Below are 19,440 nucleotides of genomic sequence, written 5' to 3'. Positions count from 1 at the left end.
GGTTTGACTCGGTCTCGAAGCTTTGCCAATCTCGCGTTGCAAAATGGGAGATATGGAATGGCGTCGACGTCTATCGTTATTGTCAGTGCAGCACGCACGGCAGTCGGTTCTTTCAATGGGAGTTTTGCCAACACTCCCGCGCATGAACTGGGTGCCGCTGCCATCACGGCTGTGCTCGACCGGTCTGGCATCCAATCAAACGAGGTCGATGAGGTTATTCTGGGCCAGATATTGACGGCGGGCGCTGGTCAGAATCCGGCGAGACAAGCCGCAATGCAGGCGGGTATACCGCAGGAAGCGACTGCTTTCGGTATCAACCAGTTGTGTGGCTCTGGCTTGCGCGCAATCGCTCTCGGCATGCAGCAGATTGCTACCGGCGATGCTTCCATCATCGTCGCCGGTGGTCAGGAATCCATGTCGATGGCGCCGCATTGCGCGCATCTGCGCGGTGGCGTGAAAATGGGTGATTTCACGATGACCGACACCATGTTAAAGGACGGTCTGACGGACGCCTTTTATGGCTATCACATGGGCATTACGGCAGAAAACATCGTAAGCAAGTGGCAGCTTTCCAGAGAAGAGCAGGATCAGTTCGCGGTAACGTCGCAAAACAGGGCGGAGTCCGCACAGAGTGGCGGGCGGTTTGTCAACGAGATCGTACCCTTCACCATCAAGGGCCGTAAGGGCGACGTCAGCCTCGATAAGGATGAATATATCCGTGCCGGTGTCTCGCTCGACATGCTTTCAAAACTGCGCCCCGCCTTTGACAAGAACGGAACCGTCACCGCGGGCAATGCCTCGGGACTCAATGATGGTGCGGCCGCGGTACTTTTGATGAGCGAAGCGGAGGCAGACCGGCGCGGTCTTCAACCTCTGGGGCGAATCGCATCCTGGGCAACGGCAGGCGTCGATCCGCAAATCATGGGCACCGGTCCCATCCCTGCGTCGCGCAAGGCGTTGTCGAAAGCCGGCTGGGCCGTGTCCGACCTTGACCTTGTGGAGGCGAATGAAGCCTTTGCCGCGCAATCCTGCACGGTGGTGCGTGAGCTTGGGCTCGATCCTGACATCGTCAACGTCAATGGCGGCGCAATAGCGATCGGTCACCCTATCGGTGCATCGGGTGCCCGCGTTTTGAACACGCTTCTGTTCGAAATGAAACGCCGGAGCGCGAAAAAGGGGCTGGTCACGCTTTGCATCGGCGGCGGCATGGGTGTCGCCATGTGTATTGAAGGCATGTGACGGTCTTCGATCATCGAAATGCCACTTTGGCCTTCTTGTTAGCGGTCTCCTTGGCGCAGGGGACTACATCTTCGATATGCGACGCGCTGAGGTCGGTAGACTTAACAACAGGGGGCTTGAAATGAACCGGGTGGCATTGGTAACGGGTGGAACAAGCGGTATAGGCGCGGCCATCGCAAAGGCATTTCAAGCCGCAGGCTACAAAGTCGCTGTCAATTATGCATTCACCGAAGATCGCGCCGAGCATTTTCGCCGCGAGACCGGCATTCCCGCCTATTGCTGGGATATTCGCGATTACGACGCCTGCGTGGCTGGCATCGCAGAAATCGAAAGCGACCTCGGCCCCGTTGAAATTCTGGTCAACAACGCGGGTATTACCCGTGATGCCATGTTTCACAAGATCACACCGCAGCAATGGCGCGATGTCATCGATACCAATCTGACCGGGGCATTCAACATGACGCATCCTGTCTGGCCCGGAATGCGCGAGCGCGGCTTCGGGCGCATCATCAACATTTCGTCCATCAACGGCCAAAAGGGCCAGGCAGGGCAGGCCAATTATTCCGCCGCCAAGGCTGGAGATATCGGCCTGACCAAGGCTCTTGCTCAGGAAGGGGCGTCACGAAACATCACCGTCAACGCCATCTGCCCCGGTTACATCGGTACGGAAATGGTGCGTGCTATCCCTGAAAACATACTGAACGAGCGTATTTTACCGCAAATTCCAGTAGGGCGTCTGGGAGAGCCAGAAGAAATTGCCCGCTGCGTCCTGTTTCTGGCATCAGATGATGCAGGTTTTATCACGGGGTCAACGGTGACGGCGAATGGTGGGCAGTATTTCGTCTAAGGTGTCAGAGAAAACCTTATCCCCAGTAAAATTTCCGTGATTTGAATTCCACTCAAACAGTCTCTCAACAAAAGTTGACTTCATGCTTTCTCATGTAAGAGCCTGCTAACTTTATGAAAATAAGAGGATTTTCGTTTAGTTTAGAGTGAGTCTAATATGCTCGATATCTTAATATTAGAGGTTTTACTTGACACCAACGGTCCTGTTTTGGTTTAAGAATGAAAACAAAGTGTTGCGTCACACAGGCAATGATCCATGCTCGTTTGCAGCTGCAATTACATCACTGATAACGATATCCGCGACGTCATCAACGAGATGCTCGATGAGGACTGTTGGCAGTTGATCGTGCCGGCGAAAGTGTATCACGCGATGGCAAAGCGTGGCCGTTGCTGTGGCTGCTTTCCGACCGTCGTCGAACTGATTATCAAGACAACCGAAGAATATCATGCCCGTCGCCACTCGACGGAGGCCGACGTTTTTGATTTTATGTCCCGCCTGAGACAATTGCATGAAGACAACAGGAGAGCGGACATTGAAAGGCGACACAAGAGTCATCGAGCAGCTTAATGAGGCATTGTTCCTCGAACTCGGTGCGGTCAACCAGTATTGGCTGCATTACAGACTGCTGAACGACTGGGGCTACACGAAGCTCGCCAAGAAAGAGCGTGCCGAATCCATCGAAGAGATGCAGCACGCCGACAAGATCATCGACCGTATCATCTTCCTCGAAGGCCACCCGAACCTTCAGACCGTTGCGCCGCTGCGTATCGGTCAGAACGTCAAGGAAGTTCTGGAAGCCGACCTCGCTGGCGAATACGACGCCCGCACGGCTTACAAGAAGTCGCGCGACATCTGTCATGATGCGGGTGACTATGTTTCGATGAAGCTGTTCGAAACCCTGCTTATCGATGAAGAAGGTCACATCGACTTCCTCGAAACCCAGCTCGATCTTCTCAACAAGATCGGTGAGGCCAAGTACGGCCAGCTCAACGCAGATTCTGCCGACGCTGCCGAATCCGAATAAGACGATCATTCTATTGAAAAAGGCGGCTCTCGGGCCGCCTTTTTTGTTTATTTGTCCGAGAGGTGTCTAAACTCTGCGACGACCTTTTCGTAAACGCCGCGCTTGAACGGCACGATCAGGTCCGGCAGGCTTTCCATGGGTTTCCAACCCCAGTCATCGAATTCCGCCGTGTGGCTTCCCGGCGGTGGGTTGATCTGGATTTCGCTTTCGTCGCCTTCGAAGCGGAAGGCAAACCAGCGTTGGGTCTGGCCGCGATATTTTCCGCGCAGGCCGATGCCGATCAGTTGTGGCGGCAGGTCGTAATTGATCCAATCAGGCGCTTCCGCCAGAAGCGTGACCGTCTTCATGCCCGTTTCCTCGTAAAGCTCACGAAGAGCGGCGGGAAGCGGGTTTTCGCCCTTGTCTATGCCGCCTTGTGGCATTTGCCATAGCTGCGGAGAGCCATCGAATTCCGAGTTCTCAGCCGAAATACGCCGACCGGCCCAGACGAGCCCCTCTGCGTTCAGAACCATGATTCCCACGCAGGGGCGATAGGGAAGATCGTCTGCCTTGATCGTCATCTCGAACCTCTTCATTGAACAGGTGAATGGCTTACTGCGCGGCCTGCTCCGAGACAAGCGCGGAAACGCCAACGATCTCGATGCCGCGGCCTGCTGCTTCAACAGACCATTTGGAAATTGCGCCGATGCTCTCATCGAAGGCGGAGGCGACGCCGATTGCGGAGCCGTTACGTCGTGCGATACGCTCCAGATCGTCCAGCTTGCGCAGAATGGCGTTTTCATTGACCTGATCATCCAGCTGCAGATCGGCAAAGCCTGCCGGTGCCGAGAGCGCCTTGGCGATGGGCCCGCTTTTCGACTGGGCCGATGAGCCATCGTCCAAGAAAAGCAGGCCACGCGCGCCGATATCGCGCATGACCGGCTCCAGCGCCTTGTCTTCGGCCATAAAGCGCCCGCCGAGATAGTTCATGATGCCGGTGTAATTGGTGATCTTCGCCATGGAGCGGTGCAGACGTTCCAGATTGAGCTTGGCGGGATCGGATGCCAGCAGCGTGTCTGGCCCTGGATTGGTGCCGGGATAACCGAAGGGTTCGAATGGAACCTGAAGCAAGATTTCGTGGCCCTTGCGGCGGCTTTCCTGCATCCAGCGTTGTAGACTGTTGCCGCTGGCGGCAAAGCCGAGTGTGACTTCGGGCGGCAGATCGCGGATGGCCTTTTGCGTTCCGGTCTGGCTGAGCCCCAACCCGCCGACGATGATGGCGATGCGTGTACCTCTGGCGCCCGACCACGGTCGGGCATATTGCTCCATCGGGCGCAGACCATCGGCGCTGACTTTCGGCAACCTGCCAAAGGCGGAATCTTCCAGCAAATCCTCATTGGGTTGCGCGGCGATGCGGATGTCCTGCCCGTAGGTCTGGCCACTCATCAGCACCGGGCCATCGGCATCGCGTGTGCGCGGTGAGAAGACCGAAACGACATTGCCATCCGGCATGGTGTTTCTTTGTACATTGGCGCCAGAGCGACCGCTCTGCGGCGAGAATGCACCGCCATTTTCGGCGCTGGTCTCTGCTTTTGCAGTCTCGTCCGGGGTTGTCGCCGTGTCGTTCACAACGACATCAGGAGCGGTGGAGTTCTTTTCCAGATTGCCGGGAGACAGAGCGGTATAGATCGAAAGGCCGCCAATGCCTCCGATGACAACAACGGCCAGAGCCGCAAGCGCAGAAAAGCGCCGGAACGAGCCGGCGCTTTTTTTTCTCTGTCGACCCATGAGCGGTTTGCGCAGGTCTGAAGGCAATGAACTATCCGTGACTGACTGCGAGCGGAGAGAAAGAGCACCGGCTTGAGCCGATGCGCCCTCATCTTACTGCTTGTTGACGACAGCCTTTTCAGGGTTTGGCGGGAAGGACGGATCCGTCTTGGTGCCGTGGAACAGGTCCAGCGCGTAGTTGAGCTGGATATCGTCCTTGGCTTCCGGCGGCACATAGGCTGCAGAGCCCGAACCTTCTTCCGTCTCGCTCTGGCCCTGAATGTGGCCACGCAGGCTGGATTCGCCTTCGGCACGCACGCGTCCCTGAAGCTCTTCCGGCAGTGGCTGGTCGACCTTGATGTCAGGCGTGATGCCCGTGCCCTGAATGGACTTGCCCGATGGCGTGTAATAGAGCGCCGTCGTCAGGCGAAGCGCACCGGTATCACCCAGCGGAATGATCGTCTGGACGGAGCCCTTGCCGAAGGAACGGGTTCCCAGAACCGTTGCACGACGAAGATCCTGAAGCGCACCGGCCACGATTTCAGACGCGGAAGCCGAACCACCGTTAACGAGAACGATCACGGGCTTGCCATCGGTCAGATCGCCAGCCGTTGCGTTGAAGCGGCGGGTTTCCTCGGGGTTACGACCGCGGGTCGAAACGACCTCGCCGCGTTCGAGGAAGGCGTCGGAGACGTTGATGGCCTGATCGAGAAGACCGCCCGGATTGAGGCGCAGATCGAGGACGTAGCCCTTCAGCTTGTCGGCTGGAACGTCTTCCTTGATCTTCTTGATCGCCTTTTCGAGATCGTCATAGGTCTTTTCGGTGAAGGAGATGACACGCAGATAACCGACATCGCCGCCTTCGACGCGCGACTTGACGGCACGTACGGCAATGATCTCACGCATGACGGTGATGTCGAGCGGCTTGTCGGCACCCTGGCGGATGATCGTCAGCTTGATCGGCGTCTTGACCGCACCGCGCATCTTTTCGACGGCATCTTCCAGCTTCAGGCCGCGCACCGGCTGGCCATCGATTTCGGAGATGAAGTCGCCGGCAAGAATGCCGGCCTTGGCTGCTGGCGTATCGTCCATTGGGGAGATCACCTTGACCAGCTCGTTTTCCATCGTCACTTCGATGCCGAGACCGCCGAATTCACCCTTGGTCTGCGAACGCATGTCGTTGGCGTCCTGGGCGTTCAGGAAGCTCGAATGCGGATCGAGCGAGCTCAACATGCCGTTGATGGCATTTTCGACCAGCTTCTTGTCATCGGGGGGCGTCACATATTGGGCACGCACACGCTCGAAGACGTCACCAAAAATCGACAGCTCCTTATACGTCGAAGGACCGGCAGCCTGTGCCGGCATGCTTGCCGAGTAGATAACGCTCATCGCTGTGGCACCCATAAGTCCACCAATGAGGAGAAGTGAAGCCTTACGAATCATTGCGCGCCCTTCCGGTATTTTTTACGGTCCACCATGGTTGAGAATCAACTGGTACGCCGTCTTTCCTGAATTCAATGTAAAGTGTCGGCCTGTCAGTTTCCAGCGCCAATGCAGCGGCACTCGCCACTCTTTTTGCGCCCATGGAGGCAATGGGTTCGCCAGCGAACACAAACATGCCCTGCCTTGTCCTCACATTGTCCATGCCTGTCAGCACCAGATGATAACCGTCACCGGCATTGAGAATAATCATGCGGCCATAACTGCGAAATTCCCCGGCGAAAACGACGAACCCATCAGCAGGCGCAGTCACCAGTGCCTCGGGGCCGGTTGCAACGACGATTCCCTTGGAAAAATGCCCGGTTCCGTCGGCATCACCGAACTTTCGCAGCACATCGCCAGAGACCGGCATGGCCAGCTTGCCCTTCAGACTCGAAAACGGATATGCGGGCGCAATGCGGTTTTTATCGGGCATTCCGGCGTCGGTTTCGGCCTGCACCTTGTCCCGTTCGGACTGCGATAAAGCGGCCAGTCTTTCCTGCTCCAGACGCTCTTTTTCTTTGGCTTCCCGCACCGAGGAAATCTCGCTTTCAAGCGATGAAACCAGCCCTTCGAGACTGGTTGCCTTGCTTGCAAGTTCTTCAGAACGCTTGCGTTCTGCCTCCAGATCGCTCGCCGTTTGCGTGTTGCGTTTCTCGTTTTCGAGCCGCAGAAGATCGAGCCGCTTTTCTTCTTCGAGGCTCGCCGTCATTGTGCCGGTCAGCTGTTGTTTTTCGCCCGCGATGGCCTGGCGCAGGTCGGTCAACTCTTTGAGAGCGGAAACCAGCTTGTCCGTCTCCGAGCGAATGCCCGGAACGACGGCGCCGAGCAGGATGGCGCTGCGGACGGATGCCAGCGCATCTTCCGGCGAAACGAGAAGGGCGGGGGGCGGATTGCGGCCCATGCGTTGCAGCGCGGCCAACACCTCTGCCAGCACGTCGCGCCGTTCTTGCAGAGACGCCTTGACCTCATCTTCGCGAATACCGAGCTTGGCAAGGCGATCTTCGCCATCGCTGATCTTGTCTTCCAGATCCTTGCGGCGTGCGGCCGAAGCGATCAGCTCGTCCTTGATGCGGGCCGTATCCTGATTGAGCGCTGCAATACTGTCTTGCAGCTGACGGGATTTGTCTTCGGACAGGCCGATACTATCGACCAGTTCCTGCAAATCCTCCCGGTTCTGGTCGCGGCGTTTTTCGAGCGCATCGAGATCGTTTGGCTGTTGGGCCGCACCCTCTGTCGTGGCTGGCGCAACGTCTTCCTGAGCCCATGCGCGAAGAGCCGGATAGGAGGCGACCATGCAGGCAGCAAGGATCGCGCCCGAAAGGGTCGTCCACCTGTGTCTGCGGGGTGCATCTGCCATGGAATATGTCTAACCGTCGAAAAGATTGGCGACCATACGCTGCTTCGGCGCGTCGCGCCAAGAGGGTCGTCCTCGGACTAGGCAATATGATGGCCGGATTTGTGGCGAGATACGGCTTCGGGAAACTTTAAACGCGGTGATAGGGATGGCCGGATAGGATCGTCACCGCACGATAAAGCTGTTCCGCAATCAAGATTCGCACGAGTTGGTGCGGCCATGTGAGTTTGCCGAGACACAGGGTGGCGGAGGCCTTGTCGTAAAGTGAAGGGTCAAGCCCATCCGCGCCGCCGATGGCGATCACCAGATCGCGCTTGCCGCTGTCGCGCATATTGCCGAACAGATCGGCAAAGGCCGGGCTGTCGAGCGCCTTGCCGCGCTCGTCGAGTAAAATGAGGGCAGCGCCGTCGGCTAGATGTTTTTCGAGCATCGCAGCTTCTTCGCGCTTGCGCGTTTCGGCGTTGGAGGCGCGGCTTTCCGCCACCTCTATGACACGGGAAAATTCGAGACCGATGGCCGGTCCCGTTTTGGCGAAACGGTCCAGATAGCGCGACGCAAGATCTTTTTCAGGGCCGGATTTAAGCCGTCCCACCGCAAAAATTGAAATCCGCATTCACACATCCATCCATATCGCAAACTCAGTCGTTTGCGTATCTATCAGGACAGGCGGCGGATTTCTATGCGGCCGATGCGGCGCATCGGCCTTGATACCGCATCAATGCAGCGTTTCTTCCTCGATGTCAGGGGCGGCCCACATCTTTTCGATGTTGTAGAACGCTCGGACTTCGGGACGGAACACATGGATGATGACATCGCCTGCGTCGATCACCACCCAGTCACCGGCTTCTAAGCCTTCGACGCGGGAGTGGCCGAAGCCCTCATCCTTCATATCGGAGATGAGATGCTCGCAAATGGCCGAGACATGCCTGTTGGATCGCCCGGAGACTACAACCATGTAGTCCGCAAGCGCCGATTTTCCGGCAATGTTCAGGTAAACGATGTCTTCTGCTTTGGAGTCCTCTACGCTTGCGAGGACGGTTCCGAGGGCACGACGGGCAGCATCAACGCCACTCTCCATGCTCTTTGGGATAGCGCTGAAAGCTCTTCCCTTGGTGTGTACTGTTGTCAGTGGTTTCCCTTTCCGAAATGACAAACCAGATACTGTGCAGCGATTCTTCACGCCACAGAGTAAAGTTGGCATCAAAGCGTTAAGTTTTCAAGATGTGGGGACGCAATCCGCACGTCATACTTTATCTATGACCGTTGCGCAGCGCCGTGGAACTGAGCGTCGAGCGCGGTCCGTGGATGAAAACCCAGGCGGGCGCGGTCTTGGTCCACAAAACACCGGCATCGTCCTCATCCACCCGCGCATGGCTAAAAGCCTGCGCCATGGTGGAGGACAGGTAGGCCAAGGTCGCGCCGGGCCGGTCGATGACGGCAATCGGGAAGGTTTCAGCGATCTTGCGCCATTTCTGCCAGCGATGGAATGTGCGCAGATTATCCGCGCCCATGATCCAGATGAAATGCACATGCGGATTTCTGGCCTTGATCTTCGCCAGCGTATTGGCCGTGTAACTGATGCCGAGCGATTGCTCGAACGCCGTGACCTTGACGCGCGGATCGCTCATCAGCTTTTCGCAGGCCTCGATGCGGGTTTTCAGCGGTGCAAGCTCTGCCTTGTTTTTCAAGGGATTGCCGGGTGTGACCATCCACCACAGCTGATCAAGGCCGAGACGCCTCAGTGCGATTTCGGCAACCAGCGCATGGCCCGCATGGGGTGGATTGAACGACCCGCCGAACAGGCCGATGACCATGCCGCGCTCCGTATGCGGCATGGTGAGGTGGTGCTTGTTCAGACCGGTATCGTCAGTCACATATCATGTCCGCGTCTGGCCGGTGCCATGCACACGGTATTTGAAGGACGTCAGCTGTTCGACACCGACAGGGCCTCGCGCATGCATCTTGCCGGTGGCAATGCCGATTTCCGCACCCATGCCGAACTCGCCGCCATCGGCAAATTGCGTCGAGGCATTGTGCAGCAGGATGGCTGAGTCGATTTCGTTGAAGAAACGTTCGACCACAGTGGAATCTTCTGCAATCACCGCTTCGGTGTGATTGGAGGAATAGGTGCCGATATGTTCGATCGCACCGGAAATACCGTCCACGACGGTGACCGAAATAATGGCGTCGAGATATTCCGTGCGCCAGTCTTCTTCCGTCGCTGCTTTCACACCTTCGACGGATTTATGCACGATCTCGGAGCCACGCACTTCGCAACCGGCGTCCAGCAAAATCCTGACCAACGGTTCCAGATGCGTGGATACGGCAGCGGCATCGACCAGCAGCGTTTCCGCAGAACCGCAAATGCCGGTACGACGCATCTTGGCGTTCAGCACAATTCTCTTCGCCATATCTAGATCTGCGGATTGATCGACATAGACGTGGCAGATGCCTTCCAGATGGGCGAAGACGGGAACGCGCGCTTCAGACTGCACGCGTGCAACGAGGCTTTTGCCGCCGCGTGGAACGATCACATCCACCGTGCCGCGCAGACCACCAAGCAGGCTGCCGACCGCGGCGCGGTCTGTGACGGGCACGAGTTGGATCGCATGCTCTGGAAGTCCCGCGATCTTCAAACCTTCCACGAGGCAGGCATGGATAGCACGCGATGAATATTGCGAATCGGAGCCGCCGCGCAGGATCACGGCGTTGCCTGCTTTGAGGCATAGCGCGCCGGCATCCGCCGTCACGTTTGGGCGGCTTTCATAGATGACGCCGATGACGCCGAGCGGCGTGCGAACACGCTCGATCTTGAGGCCATTGGGGCGATCCCAGGCAGCGACGACTTCACCGACGGGATCGGCAAGGGCTGCGATGGAGCGAATGCCCTCGGCAATGCTTGCGATCCGTGCATCGTCCAGTTTCAGGCGGTCGATGAAGGAGGCGACAACGCCTGTACTTTCGGCGGCAGCGAGGTCTCTGACATTGGCTTCGAGAATTCTGTCTTTCGAAGCCTCGATGGCAGATGACATCGCCAGCAAAGCGCGGTTCTTCTGATCTGCGCTCGCGATGGACAACGGTCGCGAAGCAGCTTTTGCCTGAGCGCCGATGGACATCATCAGCGTTTCAATATCATGGCTCTGCTTCACGGCCTGTTCAGGCATCGACTTCATCCTTCTTCGTATCGTTTATTTTGACGGACACACCCGTCATCACCAGATCGTCGCGATGGATCATCGCGGCGCGACCGACATAACCGAGGATCGCCTCGATCTCGTTGGACTTGTGGCCGTTGATCTGCCGTGCCTCTTCGGCGTCGTAACCGGCAAGACCACGGGCAATCTCGCGGCCCTGCGCGCCCATGATGGCGACGGCGTCACCGCGACCGAAATTGCCTTTCACCAGCGTCACACCGGCAGGCAGGAGGCTTTTTCCAGCGTAAAGCGCCTTTTCCGCACCTGCATCCACATGCAGTTCGCCAGCAGGCTGAAGCTGCCCGGCAATCCAGGTCTTGCGGGCTGTGACGGGCGTGCCCGATGGTGCAAACCAAGAGGAGCGCGCGCCGTTTTCGATGGCTTTCAGCGGATTGAGCGTCTTGCCGGAGGCGATAATCATGCCGCAACCGGCTGCTGTCGAAATCTTGCCCGCATCGATCTTGGTGCGCATGCCGCCACGCGACAGTTCCGACGCCGCACCGCCTGCCATGGCTTCGATCTCAGGCGTGATTTCGGCGATGGTTTCCAGAAACTGCGCATCGGGATCAAGATGCGGCGGTGCGGTGTAAAGCCCGTCAATGTCGGATAGCAGGACCAGAAGGTCTGCGCCCGTCATGGTGGCGACGCGTGCTGCCAGACGGTCATTGTCGCCATAGCGGATTTCTGTCGTCGCAACCGTGTCGTTTTCGTTGATGATCGGGATCGCGCCGATCTTGAGCAACTGGTTGATGGTCGCGCGCGCGTTAAGGTAACGGCGACGCTCTTCCGTGTCCGACAGCGTCAGCAGAATTTGGCCTGCGACGATCTCGTGCTTGGACAGGCTTTCCGACCATGCCCGTGCCAGTGCGATCTGGCCGACAGCCGCCGCCGCCTGGCTTTCCTCCAGCTTCAAGGCGCCGGAGGGCAGGCCAAGAACGGTGCGACCCAGTGCAATGGCGCCTGACGATACGACCTGCACATCCGCGCCATTCTTTTTCAGTGCCGCGATATCCTCGCAGATCGCATCCAGCCAGTCGGTCTTCAACCCGCTTTTGCGGTCAACCAGCAGGGCAGAACCGATCTTGATGACGATTCGGTGATGTTTGCCGAGAGGTTTTCGCGCCGATGTCATAGGCGGTCGTCTCCATCCTCGATCTCGTCTTCGACTGGCATGGAACGGTCAGGCATGGCGGTGCTGCCGCCACGGCTGTCGGATACGATGATGTCGCGAAGCTCGCGCAGGGCTTCGAGCATACCGATATGAGCTGCGGCAGACAGAAGAAGCGGTGGACGGCCACAGGCCTTCTCCAGTTCCTTCGCCTTCTTCTTCAGCTCTTTTTCGTCGAGAACATCAATCTGCGAAAGTGCTACGATTTCAGGCTTTTCCGTCAGCCCGCCGCCATAGGCATCGAGCTCTTTCTTGACCGTCTTGTAAGCCTTGCCGACATTCTCTTCCTGCGCTGAAACAAGGTGCAGCAGAACGCGGGTGCGCTCGACATGGCCGAGGAAACGGTCGCCAATGCCGACACCTTCATGCGCGCCTTCGATCAGGCCGGGAATATCGGCCAGAATGAATTCACGCCCATCAATGGTGGCGACGCCGAGGTTCGGGTGCAGCGTGGTGAAGGGATAGTTGGCGATCTTGGGGCGCGCGCGCGTGACCGTAGCCAGGAAAGTAGACTTGCCCGCATTGGGCAGACCGACCAGACCGGCATCGGCAATCAGCTTCAGGCGAAGCCAGACTGTCTTTTCCTCGCCTGCAAGACCCGGGTTGGCATGGGTCGGTGCCTGATTGGTGGAGGATTTGAAATAGGCATTGCCGAAACCACCGTTACCACCGGCGGCCAAGCGGAAACGCTGGCCTTCCTTGGTCAGGTCGATGATCAGCGTTTCATTGTCTTCTTCGAAGATCTGCGTACCGACGGGCACGCGCAAGACGACGTCGGCACCTTTTGCGCCGGTGCGGGTCTTGCCCATACCGTGCTGGCCGATGGTGGCCTTGAAGTGCTGCTGGAAGCGGAAATCGATCAGCGTGTTGAGGCCATTGACGACCTCGACCCAGACGTCACCGCCGCGTCCGCCGTCACCGCCATCAGGGCCACCGAACTCGATGAATTTTTCACGCCGGAAGGACACGGCACCCGCGCCGCCATCGCCGGAGCGAATATAAACTTTTGCTTCATCGAGAAATTTCATCGTCTTGGCCGTTCTGTCAGCTTAGTGGCAATTCCAGCAAAGGTTTGCGGTCTTGCTTTTTAAAAAAGGATCTGCCGATCCAAATATAGGCGCAGGCTCTCAAGGTCAAAGATTATCGTGGCGTGAGAGCCGATAGAGCAAGGCCGGTTTGCGATGAAACCGGCCTCGTTTCGATTTCTTCATGGTCGGGCCGCGCGAAATGCCTCTGCGGTCAGTGCGGTATCCAGATGCGTGACCATGCTTGCCCGGGCAACCGCATAGACTTCCTTGCATCCGTTGATGTGGAAACCGAGCTTGTCCTGCACCCGCAACGAGGCAGGATTGTCGGCAAACACGCCGGAATAGAGCACTTCGCCGGGCTTGCGCTCGAAGAAATGCTCAACGACCGCAGCCACGGTTTCAGTCATGTAGCCCTTGCCCCAATGGGCGCGACCGAGCCAATAGCCAAGACGCCACTCGTCATGAAGCCGTTCGATCGAGACGACCCCGATCAGCGTGTCATCGCCGCAGGTTATGGCGAAATCCCAATCCGGCAGGGTGCCGGACGTGCGAAGGATCAGCCATTCCAGAGCATCCTGCTTGTAATAGGGGGCCGGAACACGCGCCAACATGCGCGTGACCTGAAAATCGCTCAACGATTCCGCAATGCTGCCCGCATCCGCAAGGCGCTGCGGGCGCAGCGCCAGACGGTTGGTCTTCAATGTCGGGCAGGGGCTTTGCGAAGCCGCTGTCGCGGCGGCTGGGGACCGCATCGATTGAGCCGTCCTCATCGCATATCTCCCCAGCTTCTGAGCGATACCCATGTCTTGCGATCCAGCCTGTACCATTCGACCGGAACCATGCCGCCAAGCGCCAGAGAACCGACCATGCCGGAACCCTGAAGCTGAAAACCGCACTTTTGTATGACGCGGCGCGATGCGATGTTGGTGACGCGGCAACGGGCATCGATCTGCTCGATGTCACGCGTGCGGAAGGCCATGTCGATCAGGGCATGAGCCGCTTCGGTGGTGTAGCCGTTGTTCCAGTAAGGTTCGCCCAGCCAGTAGCCCATTTCGAGCGTCTTGCCGTCTTCCTGCGGTTCCAGCCCGCAGCAGCCCATAAACTCGCCGTTCTCCATGCGGGTAATCGCATAGACGCACTTGCCAATCTCGCCCACTTTTGCACGTCGCACGAAATCCGCGGCGTCTTTGGCCGTGTAAGGGTGCGGCATACGCGACACCATGGTCGCAATATTGGCGTTGTTGGCAAGATGGGCAAGGGCGTCAATGTCTTCTTCGTGAGGGGCGCGCATAACGAGCCTTGACGATAATAAGACGGGGCAATCGCTCCTTGACCGATCGGGTCTCGGCCGTTCTTCGGGTGACCGTGATTGGTCTACCCTTAACAATTCAGCTTGCATGGTTCAGTCCCTCCATGAGGTTAAGAAAAAAGGGGAGTTGGGTGGTGCCCCAACTCCCCTTTTTTGTGACTGAACCTGTTACGTCTCAGCCGGGTCATTGGGACACCGGCTGCATATGACGCTACCGGCTTATTCTGCTGCTTCCGCTTTCGGTGCCACAGACACGTATACGCGGCCATTGCCCTTCGTGCGGAAGGATACATTACCGGCGGTCAGCGCGAAAATCGTGTGGTCCTTGCCGAGGCCGACATTGGCGCCCGGATGCCACTGCGTGCCGCGCTGGCGCAGAATAATGTTGCCTGGAATGACAGCTTCGCCGCCGAACTTCTTTACGCCAAGGCGCTTGGAGTTGGAATCGCGACCGTTACGCGAAGAACCACCAGCTTTTTTATGTGCCATTGGATTGCTCCTTTAAACCTAGTTTCCCGTGTCGCGCCGATTAGGCAGCAACGATGTCCGTGATGCGGACGACGGTGTGATGCTGACGATGACCGCGCGTACGCTTGGAGTTCTGACGACGACGCTTCTTGAAGGCGATGACCTTCTTGCCGCGATTGTGTTCGACAACTTCGGCCTTGACCGTTGCGCCCGCAACGAAAGGTGCGCCGAACTGTGCGTCAGCGCCAACGCCGATCACGAGAACTTCGGTGAATTCTACAGTTGCGCCAGCGTCTGCTTCCAACTTTTCAATTGTGAGCACGTCGTTGGCCGCTACGCGGTACTGCTTACCGCCGGTCTTGATGACTGCGAACATTTTTTATCCTTTCATGTTCGTTCCGGCTCTGCCCGCAAATGCGGTCTGGCCGTCTTTTTATCAGTCGAATAGCGGAGATTTGGGAGGCTCGAGACCTCTTGAAACCCTGCCGGTGAAACCGCTTTTGACAAAGCGATGCAAACAGAAGGCGCAATACGCCATCAATTTGCGTGTGGGATATGCGAGGAGCCCCTTTCTGTCAAGGTCATCAGGCCCTGAAAAATAACCCTGATGCGCAAGATTCTGGGGCGATTTTGCTGCTTGTGGCAAAGAGGCCTCGAAATTTTTACGTCAAGGGTTTATATGGGCCTCACAACAAGGAGCAGAAATGGCCCGCATAGACAAAACCGACGATTGGCGGGATCGCCACGCGCCGACAATTTCAGCGTTCGAATCGCTTGCCATCGAGGCATATGGCCATCTGCCGGAAGAGTTTCGCGCACTGACCAAGGACCTGATCATCGAGATCGCGGATTTCCCGACCGATGAGGTGTTCGAGGACATGGCACTCGAAACGCCGTTCGATCTGCTCGGCCTGTTCGAAGGGCGCGGCATCTCCGAGCGTTTTACCATGGAAACCGGCGAGATGGTGAACCGTATCACCCTCTATCGCCGCCCGATCCTGGATTACTGGGCCGAAAACGAGGAAACGCTGGGCGACATCATCACCCACGTCCTCATCCACGAAATCGGCCACCATTTCGGCCTGTCGGATGACGACATGGAGCGGATCGAAGAAAGCGCCGACGAGGCAGCGACGGATCGTTGATCCGCCGTTGCGTCAGCGTTTTGGCCCTTACTGCTCGCCCAGCTTCATATCCGGATGATATTCCTTACCTTCTACAGTCTTGATGACCGGCTGGCCGCAGTGCATCACGCCCGTTGCCGCGTTGAAGGCATAGGTGGGGGAGCCAGCGAGTTCCCAGCCCTTGTTGAGGGCTTCGGTGACGCGGTGACAAAATTTCGCGTCGTCAGGGCCGGTGATGAAACGATAGACTTTCATTCTTTCTCTGCCTTTCTCTGGTCGATGATCTCGGCCATTGCCACAAGCCTTTCGGCCTGGCTGACATGCAGCCTTTCGATCATGCGCCCGTTGGAATTGATGACGTTCAATCCCACAGATTCCGGTTTTGCGAAAGCTGCAATAATCTCGCGGGCTTCTTCCAATGCCTCGTCAGCGGGCGCAAAAGCCCGGTTTGCGGCGTCGATCTGGGCGGGATGGATCAGCATCTTGCCATCGAAGCCCATGGCGCGGCCCTGCTCGCATTCTGCGGCAAAGGCATCGAGATCGCGGAAATCGTTGGAGACGCTGTCGATGACATCGAGCCCGTAGGCACGTGCAGCCAAGACGATCTGCATCAGCCACGGCACGAGATAGGTGCGGCGTGCTTCAGCGGGAACGCGGGTTTCCTTGCGCAGATCGTTGAGACCGACCACGAATGCTCCGAGCCGGGCTGCTTGCGTGTGTGAGGATTCGGCAATGGCTGCGGCGTTCAGGACACCCTTCGGCGTCTCGATCATCGCCCAGATTTTGACGGTCTCCGGTGCATCGGCTTCCGCCAGAAGTTCGGCCACATCCTGAATATGGGATGGCTGCTCCACCTTCGGCAAAAGGATCGCACTTGGCGCGCATTCCAAAGCCGCCTTCAAGTCCCGTTGTCCAACGTTGGTCGAGGTGGGATTGATGCGGATGATGGTTTCGCGACCGGCCAGCGGCGTCTCTTTGAAGAAGGTCAGGAGATTGCCGCGCGCTTCGTCCTTCACGTCGGGTGCGACCGAATCTTCCAGATCGAAAATGACGCCATCGCAATCCAACGCCTTGAGTTTTGCAAGTGCGCGCAGGTTTATGGCAGGCACCGACAGAAGCGAACGGCGTGGGCGAACAGTATTGCTAAAATAAAAATCGGCCATGCCGCACTTGTGTCAACCTTTTGTGACATTCGCAAGCAGATAGGCGGTGTGCATCCTCTTGCAAGCGACGCAAAGAAAGCCCACATTCGTCTGGACAGAAAGGTTTGGATCATGCAGGGCATTCGTACATTCTTCTTCGCGGCTTCCAGCATTGCAGTTCTGGCTCTGGCCGCACTCTTCACAGCATCTCTGACGGTTGCGCTTATCGGCACCCTGGCGGTGCTCAGTGCCGCCCGCCTGCTGTCGGCCCGGCTCAAGCCCGCTCCCATTCCCGTCAAGCCGCGTCAGCGCGATCAGCAGAACATGCGCGTCTGGAGCGATGGCCGCGGGACGATCATCGACCTCTAAGGCCGATAGGCCAGCTGGCTTAGAATTTTAGCAGCTGCGACGACTGCTTTCTCGCAGTCGTCGCGCGTCCCGGTGTCTGTCTGACCCCAATTAGAAACCTCTTTTTTCATAGCGGAAACCCGTTGTTTTTGTGAGGCGTTTTGCCTCAAACGGCGTAGCCGTGTTGCAAAGTGGCGACTTTCCCAGTATCGACATGCCAGTCCAACCCACCTAATCGAGGGAAGCGAATGCGTATCGATGCTATTTCTATCGGCAAGAACCCGCCGGATGATATCAATGTGATCGTGGAGGTCCCCGTTGGTGGCCATCCGATCAAGTACGAAATGGACAAGGACGCCGGCGCTCTGATCGTTGACCGTTTTCTCTACACCCCGATGACATATCCGGGTAACTACGGCTTCGTACCGCACACGCTTTCGGAAGACGGCGATCCGATCGATGTTCTTATCTGCAACACACGTCCGCTGGTTCCAGGCTGCGTGATCAACGTGCGCCCGATCGGCGTCATGATCATGGAAGACGACGGCGGCAAGGACGAAAAAATCCTCGCAGTTCCTGCGCCAAAGCTGACGCAGCGTTACGACAAGGTGCAGAACTACACCGACCTGCCTGAGATTACGCTGAAGCAGATCGAGCACTTCTTCGAGCACTACAAGGATCTGGAGCCCGGCAAATGGGTGAAGATGGGCGGCTGGCAGAATGTCGACGTTGCCAAGAAGCTGATCGTTGAAGCCATCGAGCGCTACAAGGCTCAGGCCTGATTTAAGCTACGGCTGCAGCTCAATAAAGAAACCTCCGGGTCGTGTCGGTCCGGAGGTTTCTTTTTTTTGATGAAATCAGGCAACCATCGGATAAATCGTGTTCCACATCAAAGATCTGATGAAGAAAATGATCAGCAACAGGATGATCGGCGAAATGTCGATGCCACCAAGGTTCGGCAGAATACGGCGGATCGGCCGCAAGGCCGGTTCTGTGACATTATAAAGGAAGCTGCCGATTGCTCCGACGAACTGGTTTGAAGAATTGATGACGTTGAAGGCGTAAAGCCAGGAGAAGATAGCGCTGGCAATCAGCACCCAGGTATAAAGGTTCAAGGCCAGATCTATTGTCTGAAACAGGGCAAGCATCAATGTCTCCATTCGTTGTTGGATGACATCTAGTCATTCGTACAGCAACCGGCAAGTGGTTCGATTTCAGGCTTTCCCTGCGTATGGCAGTCGTTGCTTTCCTGCCTTATCGTTTAGACGACCTATGCTGGTCTTGCAGGTGGCGTTTACGGCACACCCGATGTGGAATTGCGTCGCAAATCCAACTCACCCTGTTTCACCGCGGGAAAACGCACCGTTTTGATACACGCAACCCGCCGCGCGTGGATGTGTCGGCATTGCCCTGTGGATGTTAAAGCCTTGTTAACGATCTCGTTATCGCGGCCGAGATTTCCGTCCTGCGTGGCAGCGCAGCACGATAGGATACATGCATGCCCATGACGGGTTGATTCGATTTTGCTGGGGTGTTCCATGATGGATTCAAACGATGGTGGCGCGGCCTTGTCATGGCCAGCATTCGGGGCAATTTTCAGCCAGCCTTACAGCATTGGTCTGACGAAAAATTTGCCTGTCCCAGCAGCCGAGACCGTGCGCGCGCACCTCACAGACTGGGGCAAACCGGTGCTGCATGAAGTGCGTTCAGTCAATCCTTCGCACCACCCCTCTGCCAATCATTTTGAGGAAATTCCGTTGACCATGGAAGTGGTCATCGGCCAAGCTCAGGTTCCGGTGTCCGCACTTATGTCTCTGACGCGTGATCAGGTCATCTTGCTCAACAAGCGTCTCGGCGATCCAGTCGAAATTCGCGTCAATGGTCAGATGATTGGTAGGGGCGAAATCGTTTCGGACAACCAAGACCACATTATCGGCGTCAGGCTGACGGAAGTCCTACGCGGCTAA

The 19,440-nt window shown here is 57.2% G+C and carries 25 protein-coding genes; 8 read left to right on the top strand and 17 right to left on the bottom strand.

Annotation, left to right across the window (positions count from 1 at the left end):
• Positions 1–57: 57 nt before the first annotated feature.
• From ASF29_RS22745 to bfr, 4 genes are all read left to right on the top strand, one after another.
• Positions 58–1,239 (top strand): acetyl-CoA C-acetyltransferase, encoded by a 1,182-nt coding sequence (locus tag ASF29_RS22745; protein ID WP_062452952.1) that lies wholly within the window; start codon positions 58–60, stop codon positions 1,237–1,239.
• Between the two features lie 121 nt (positions 1,240–1,360).
• Positions 1,361–2,086, top strand: coding sequence for an acetoacetyl-CoA reductase (phbB, locus tag ASF29_RS22740; protein WP_062452951.1), 726 nt, complete (start codon positions 1,361–1,363; stop codon positions 2,084–2,086).
• A 255-nt stretch (positions 2,087–2,341) separates the two neighbouring features.
• On the top strand, positions 2,342–2,653 hold the full coding sequence (locus tag ASF29_RS25130) for a (2Fe-2S)-binding protein (RefSeq protein WP_062452950.1): 312 nt from the start codon (positions 2,342–2,344) through the stop codon (positions 2,651–2,653).
• Positions 2,619–3,110 (top strand): bacterioferritin, encoded by a 492-nt coding sequence (gene bfr, locus ASF29_RS22730; protein ID WP_062452949.1) that lies wholly within the window; start codon positions 2,619–2,621, stop codon positions 3,108–3,110. The genes ASF29_RS25130 and bfr overlap by 35 nt, the downstream gene beginning before the upstream one ends.
• A gap of 47 nt (positions 3,111–3,157) precedes the next feature.
• On the opposite strand, the gene ASF29_RS22725 is transcribed toward bfr, so the two are convergent.
• The 14 genes from ASF29_RS22725 to rplU form a co-directional block, all read right to left on the bottom strand.
• A complete protein-coding gene (locus ASF29_RS22725; protein WP_082453708.1) occupies positions 3,158–3,670 on the bottom strand; it encodes an RNA pyrophosphohydrolase in 513 nt (170 codons plus the stop codon).
• 31 nt (positions 3,671–3,701) lie between these two features.
• Positions 3,702–4,904 (bottom strand): divergent polysaccharide deacetylase family protein, encoded by a 1,203-nt coding sequence (locus ASF29_RS22720; RefSeq protein WP_062452947.1) that lies wholly within the window; start codon positions 4,902–4,904, stop codon positions 3,702–3,704.
• Positions 4,905–4,970: 66 nt separating this feature from the next.
• Positions 4,971–6,299 (bottom strand): S41 family peptidase, encoded by a 1,329-nt coding sequence (locus ASF29_RS22715; protein ID WP_062452946.1) that lies wholly within the window; start codon positions 6,297–6,299, stop codon positions 4,971–4,973.
• Positions 6,289–7,695, bottom strand: a complete 1,407-nt coding sequence (locus tag ASF29_RS22710; RefSeq protein ID WP_062452945.1) for a murein hydrolase activator EnvC — start codon at positions 7,693–7,695, stop codon at positions 6,289–6,291. Before ASF29_RS22710 ends, ASF29_RS22715 begins: the two co-directional genes overlap by 11 nt.
• 127 nt (positions 7,696–7,822) lie before the next feature.
• Positions 7,823–8,305: a 23S rRNA (pseudouridine(1915)-N(3))-methyltransferase RlmH gene (gene rlmH, locus ASF29_RS22705; protein ID WP_062452944.1), complete on the bottom strand. Its 483-nt coding sequence runs from the start codon at positions 8,303–8,305 to the stop codon at positions 7,823–7,825.
• A 102-nt stretch (positions 8,306–8,407) separates the two neighbouring features.
• Positions 8,408–8,893: a ribosome silencing factor gene (gene rsfS / locus ASF29_RS22700; RefSeq protein ID WP_113086096.1), complete on the bottom strand. Its 486-nt coding sequence runs from the start codon at positions 8,891–8,893 to the stop codon at positions 8,408–8,410.
• Positions 8,894–8,942: 49 nt separating this feature from the next.
• A complete protein-coding gene (locus ASF29_RS22695; RefSeq protein WP_062453138.1) occupies positions 8,943–9,527 on the bottom strand; it encodes a nicotinate-nucleotide adenylyltransferase in 585 nt (194 codons plus the stop codon).
• 42 nt (positions 9,528–9,569) lie between these two features.
• Positions 9,570–10,856, bottom strand: coding sequence for a glutamate-5-semialdehyde dehydrogenase (locus tag ASF29_RS22690; protein ID WP_062452943.1), 1,287 nt, complete (start codon positions 10,854–10,856; stop codon positions 9,570–9,572).
• On the bottom strand, positions 10,849–12,018 hold the full coding sequence (gene proB / locus ASF29_RS22685; protein ID WP_062452942.1) for a glutamate 5-kinase: 1,170 nt from the start codon (positions 12,016–12,018) through the stop codon (positions 10,849–10,851). Before proB ends, ASF29_RS22690 begins: the two co-directional genes overlap by 8 nt.
• Positions 12,015–13,082 (bottom strand): GTPase ObgE, encoded by a 1,068-nt coding sequence (gene obgE / locus ASF29_RS22680; RefSeq protein WP_062452941.1) that lies wholly within the window; start codon positions 13,080–13,082, stop codon positions 12,015–12,017. Before obgE ends, proB begins: the two co-directional genes overlap by 4 nt.
• 179 nt (positions 13,083–13,261) lie before the next feature.
• A complete protein-coding gene (locus ASF29_RS22675) occupies positions 13,262–13,834 on the bottom strand; it encodes a GNAT family N-acetyltransferase (protein ID WP_244473630.1) in 573 nt (190 codons plus the stop codon).
• Between the two features lie 14 nt (positions 13,835–13,848).
• Positions 13,849–14,481: a GNAT family protein gene (locus ASF29_RS22670; RefSeq protein WP_062452939.1), complete on the bottom strand. Its 633-nt coding sequence runs from the start codon at positions 14,479–14,481 to the stop codon at positions 13,849–13,851.
• A 129-nt stretch (positions 14,482–14,610) separates the two neighbouring features.
• Positions 14,611–14,880, bottom strand: coding sequence for a 50S ribosomal protein L27 (rpmA, locus tag ASF29_RS22665; RefSeq protein ID WP_062452938.1), 270 nt, complete (start codon positions 14,878–14,880; stop codon positions 14,611–14,613).
• A gap of 40 nt (positions 14,881–14,920) precedes the next feature.
• On the bottom strand, positions 14,921–15,235 hold the full coding sequence (rplU, locus tag ASF29_RS22660) for a 50S ribosomal protein L21 (protein ID WP_045230876.1): 315 nt from the start codon (positions 15,233–15,235) through the stop codon (positions 14,921–14,923).
• 328 nt (positions 15,236–15,563) lie between these two features.
• Between rplU and ASF29_RS22655 the strand changes: the two genes are divergently transcribed.
• A complete protein-coding gene (locus tag ASF29_RS22655) occupies positions 15,564–16,004 on the top strand; it encodes a metallopeptidase family protein (RefSeq protein WP_062452937.1) in 441 nt (146 codons plus the stop codon).
• Positions 16,005–16,031: 27 nt separating this feature from the next.
• Here the strand turns inward: ASF29_RS22655 and ASF29_RS22650 are convergent, their stop codons facing one another.
• Together ASF29_RS22650 and ASF29_RS22645 are read right to left on the bottom strand one after the other, a co-directional pair.
• Complete coding sequence (locus ASF29_RS22650; RefSeq protein ID WP_062452936.1) at positions 16,032–16,238, bottom strand: DUF1737 domain-containing protein; 207 nt, start codon at positions 16,236–16,238, stop codon at positions 16,032–16,034.
• Positions 16,235–17,146 carry a CoA ester lyase gene (locus ASF29_RS22645; RefSeq protein WP_062452935.1) on the bottom strand — a complete coding sequence of 304 codons (912 nt, stop codon included), beginning with the start codon at positions 17,144–17,146 and terminating at the stop codon, positions 16,235–16,237. Before ASF29_RS22645 ends, ASF29_RS22650 begins: the two co-directional genes overlap by 4 nt.
• Positions 17,147–17,257: 111 nt before the next feature.
• Here ASF29_RS22645 and ASF29_RS22640 point away from each other — a divergent pair, with 111 nt between their 5' ends.
• Together ASF29_RS22640 and ppa are read left to right on the top strand one after the other, a co-directional pair.
• Positions 17,258–17,494: a hypothetical protein gene (locus ASF29_RS22640; RefSeq protein ID WP_062453137.1), complete on the top strand. Its 237-nt coding sequence runs from the start codon at positions 17,258–17,260 to the stop codon at positions 17,492–17,494.
• Between the two features lie 227 nt (positions 17,495–17,721).
• Positions 17,722–18,255: an inorganic diphosphatase gene (gene ppa, locus ASF29_RS22635; RefSeq protein WP_062452934.1), complete on the top strand. Its 534-nt coding sequence runs from the start codon at positions 17,722–17,724 to the stop codon at positions 18,253–18,255.
• 75 nt (positions 18,256–18,330) lie between these two features.
• Here the strand turns inward: ppa and ASF29_RS22630 are convergent, their stop codons facing one another.
• The gene (locus tag ASF29_RS22630; RefSeq protein WP_062452933.1) at positions 18,331–18,621 is read right to left on the bottom strand and encodes a YggT family protein; all 291 of its coding nucleotides are present in this window, start codon (positions 18,619–18,621) and stop codon (positions 18,331–18,333) included.
• A 390-nt stretch (positions 18,622–19,011) separates the two neighbouring features.
• Between ASF29_RS22630 and ASF29_RS22625 the strand changes: the two genes are divergently transcribed.
• On the top strand, positions 19,012–19,440 hold the full coding sequence (locus ASF29_RS22625) for a FliM/FliN family flagellar motor switch protein (protein ID WP_062452932.1): 429 nt from the start codon (positions 19,012–19,014) through the stop codon (positions 19,438–19,440).

The sequence above is a fragment of the Rhizobium sp. Leaf262 genome (assembly GCF_001422245.1).
Taxonomy (GTDB): Bacteria; Pseudomonadota; Alphaproteobacteria; order Rhizobiales; family Rhizobiaceae; genus Agrobacterium.
Note: the sequence above shows the minus strand (reverse complement) of the source record. Positions and strands in the feature narration are given on the sequence as shown.

Coding starts and splice junctions, on each gene's coding strand:
- ASF29_RS22650 (WP_062452936.1), bottom strand. CDS start 16,238: ATGAAAGTCTATCGTTTCATCACCGGCCCTGACGACGCGAAATTTTGT.
- ASF29_RS22710 (WP_062452945.1), bottom strand. CDS start 7,695: ATGGCAGATGCACCCCGCAGACACAGGTGGACGACCCTTTCGGGCGCG.
- ASF29_RS22670 (WP_062452939.1), bottom strand. CDS start 14,481: ATGCAAGCTGAATTGTTAAGGGTAGACCAATCACGGTCACCCGAAGAA.
- phbB (WP_062452951.1), top strand. CDS start 1,361: ATGAACCGGGTGGCATTGGTAACGGGTGGAACAAGCGGTATAGGCGCG.
- ASF29_RS22675 (WP_244473630.1), bottom strand. CDS start 13,834: ATGCGGTCCCCAGCCGCCGCGACAGCGGCTTCGCAAAGCCCCTGCCCG.
- obgE (WP_062452941.1), bottom strand. CDS start 13,082: ATGAAATTTCTCGATGAAGCAAAAGTTTATATTCGCTCCGGCGATGGC.
- ASF29_RS22645 (WP_062452935.1), bottom strand. CDS start 17,146: ATGGCCGATTTTTATTTTAGCAATACTGTTCGCCCACGCCGTTCGCTT.
- proB (WP_062452942.1), bottom strand. CDS start 12,018: ATGACATCGGCGCGAAAACCTCTCGGCAAACATCACCGAATCGTCATC.
- rsfS (WP_113086096.1), bottom strand. CDS start 8,893: ATGCCAACTTTACTCTGTGGCGTGAAGAATCGCTGCACAGTATCTGGT.
- rpmA (WP_062452938.1), bottom strand. CDS start 14,880: ATGGCACATAAAAAAGCTGGTGGTTCTTCGCGTAACGGTCGCGATTCC.
- ASF29_RS22690 (WP_062452943.1), bottom strand. CDS start 10,856: ATGCCTGAACAGGCCGTGAAGCAGAGCCATGATATTGAAACGCTGATG.
- ASF29_RS22655 (WP_062452937.1), top strand. CDS start 15,564: ATGGCCCGCATAGACAAAACCGACGATTGGCGGGATCGCCACGCGCCG.
- ASF29_RS22725 (WP_082453708.1), bottom strand. CDS start 3,670: ATGACGATCAAGGCAGACGATCTTCCCTATCGCCCCTGCGTGGGAATC.
- rplU (WP_045230876.1), bottom strand. CDS start 15,235: ATGTTCGCAGTCATCAAGACCGGCGGTAAGCAGTACCGCGTAGCGGCC.
- ASF29_RS22630 (WP_062452933.1), bottom strand. CDS start 18,621: ATGCTTGCCCTGTTTCAGACAATAGATCTGGCCTTGAACCTTTATACC.
- ASF29_RS22715 (WP_062452946.1), bottom strand. CDS start 6,299: ATGATTCGTAAGGCTTCACTTCTCCTCATTGGTGGACTTATGGGTGCC.
- ASF29_RS22695 (WP_062453138.1), bottom strand. CDS start 9,527: ATGCCGCATACGGAGCGCGGCATGGTCATCGGCCTGTTCGGCGGGTCG.
- ppa (WP_062452934.1), top strand. CDS start 17,722: ATGCGTATCGATGCTATTTCTATCGGCAAGAACCCGCCGGATGATATC.
- ASF29_RS22625 (WP_062452932.1), top strand. CDS start 19,012: ATGATGGATTCAAACGATGGTGGCGCGGCCTTGTCATGGCCAGCATTC.
- ASF29_RS22640 (WP_062453137.1), top strand. CDS start 17,258: ATGCAGGGCATTCGTACATTCTTCTTCGCGGCTTCCAGCATTGCAGTT.
- rlmH (WP_062452944.1), bottom strand. CDS start 8,305: ATGCGGATTTCAATTTTTGCGGTGGGACGGCTTAAATCCGGCCCTGAA.
- ASF29_RS25130 (WP_062452950.1), top strand. CDS start 2,342: ATGCTCGTTTGCAGCTGCAATTACATCACTGATAACGATATCCGCGAC.
- ASF29_RS22745 (WP_062452952.1), top strand. CDS start 58: ATGGCGTCGACGTCTATCGTTATTGTCAGTGCAGCACGCACGGCAGTC.